The organism is Erwinia sp. MYb416 (assembly GCF_037479575.1).
GTDB classification, from domain to species: Bacteria; Pseudomonadota; Gammaproteobacteria; order Enterobacterales; family Enterobacteriaceae; genus Erwinia; species Erwinia rhapontici.
In genome coordinates, this window is sequence record NZ_JBBGYT010000160.1 from 1 (window position 1) to 1820 (window position 1820).

Sequence of the window (1820 nt, forward strand, 5' to 3'; positions counted from 1 at the left end):
ATCGCCATCTGCGGCGTTTACGGCAGACACTGGAGCAGCGTAAAAATCTGGCGCGTCAGGCTCTCAAACGCTCTCTGCCTGCCGGGGCGCAAATCAATGATTCACGTGGTGGCTACTTCTTGTGGGTGGAATTGCCAAAACAGGTCAATACGACGACGCTTTATTACCGTGCGCTGCACAACAATATCAGTATTGCCCCCGGAAAAATGTTCTCCTCCAGCGAGCAGTATGCCAACTATTTTCGCTTTAACACCGCGTGGTGGGATGAATCGCAGGAAGTGGCGGTCGCCACATTAGGAAGATTAATCGCAGAATTACTGTAGGGGTCAGGCATGCCTGACCCGCATCGGGCGGTTTTACACGGCTGAAGCGCTTTTCTGGCCCCAGGTCAGGTGGAAGACATCGTAAAAATCGACTTCACCTTTTAACGACAGCAGTTTATTAATACCCTGCTTAACCTTGTCCGGCACATTGTCACTGCTGAGGATGTCGCTGATCGCCCGTTCAGACAGGGTGCGCACATAATACCATTCGCCGTTGTAGCAGACGCGAAGATCAAGGGTATCGATATCCTCAAAGCGGTATTTCGGGTTCACGTCCATGAGCATCAGGCCGCTCATCAGCATGATAAAAATAGTCGCCCCCCAGAACGCGGGCCAGCCCAGAAAGTCCGTGGTAAAGATTAGGGCAACAGTCAGAATGTAGCACCCGTACATGGATGCCCAAAGCCCCGGATGGGTCTTCAAAAACTGAAAACTGAAGCGCGGTTTATTATCGCGTTGCTCTTCGCGATTCAATGTATCGATCTCGCGCAGCAATATTTTTTTAACTTCTTCCATTAGTGACCTCTGCAAAACAGTTCGGGCAGAGTGAAAGTAAACCATGTTTGCTCCTATAATAGCAGACACAGTTTATCGCTATTCGACTATAACAGTTGCTCACCGGTATGGGTCAGTTGTCACCTGCCGTGGCAGTGTGTAAAGTTCAGGTCATTCCCGATGGCCTGCTGATATGGAATAAATAACAGATGGATTTAATCAAAGCCCCTGCTGTCATCGGCTTCACTCTGCTGCTCCTTACCTCCACGGCGAAGGCCATCGACTGTGGGCGTGCCGCAAACGTGGTAGAAAATACCGTCTGTGATAAGCCGGAACTGATGTGGCTGGATAGGGTGTTTACTAACGCCTTCAGTGAGCAGCAAATGCGCGATCCGCAGCATGTGAATCAGATAGCGAAGGAGATGATCCGGGAACGTAATACCTGCATTAGCGACAGCTGCCTGCGCAGTGCCTATCTGGGTGGCCTGAGCCAGCTGTATAATGCCGATCGCCAGGTGGACTGGCAGGGCGTCTGGTGGAATGTCAGTGCCCCCCACGGCAATGGCGGAAAAATTCGTATCAGCCAGCTGGCAGGCGATGAGTTCAATATGGATGCATCAGTCTGGGGAGGTGTGTACCGGTCGAGTTTCAGCGGTAAAGTGACGCTGTCCGACGGGGTAGGATTTACCGATAAAATTGTCTGGGGCGGCGGGTGTACCATTGTCCTGATCCCGCGCCCGGATAACCGCCTTGAGGTCAGCAGCGATTCGCACGGACGCTGCGATATGCTGTTGCCAGGCAAGACGTCAATTGATGGAGAGTATGTGAAAGCGGATAACGATCCGCGTCCGCCCGCTACGCTGTTGACCCTTGGCATTTTACCGAATAAAGCGATGGACGAGCGCTTTCGTCAGCTGACAGGCAATGATTATGCGCAATACCTCGCGACGGCCACCAGTTTTGTTTACCGCCCGGACCTTGATCAGTTAGGGGCAACGGTAC

Annotated in this window: 2 protein-coding genes and 1 pseudogene; 2 read left to right on the plus strand and 1 reads right to left on the minus strand. The window is 52.3% G+C overall.

The window, feature by feature from the left end; translation table 11 throughout:
* Positions 1 to 323: pseudogene (locus WH277_RS01525) on the plus strand (PLP-dependent aminotransferase family protein); the annotation flags it as partial.
* Positions 324 to 356: 33 nt separating this feature from the next.
* Here WH277_RS01525 and WH277_RS01530 read toward each other — a convergent pair.
* A complete protein-coding gene (locus WH277_RS01530) occupies positions 357 to 839 on the minus strand; it encodes a YlaC family protein (RefSeq protein ID WP_200644169.1) in 483 nt (160 codons plus the stop codon).
* Positions 840 to 1027: 188 nt separating this feature from the next.
* On the opposite strand from WH277_RS01530, the gene WH277_RS01535 reads away from it, so the two are divergent.
* The coding region (locus WH277_RS01535; protein ID WP_339503975.1) for a lysozyme inhibitor LprI family protein at positions 1028 to 1820 on the plus strand (793 nt) is incomplete at its 3' end.

Coding starts and splice junctions, on each gene's coding strand:
- WH277_RS01530 (WP_200644169.1), bottom strand. CDS start 839: ATGGAAGAAGTTAAAAAAATATTGCTGCGCGAGATCGATACATTGAAT.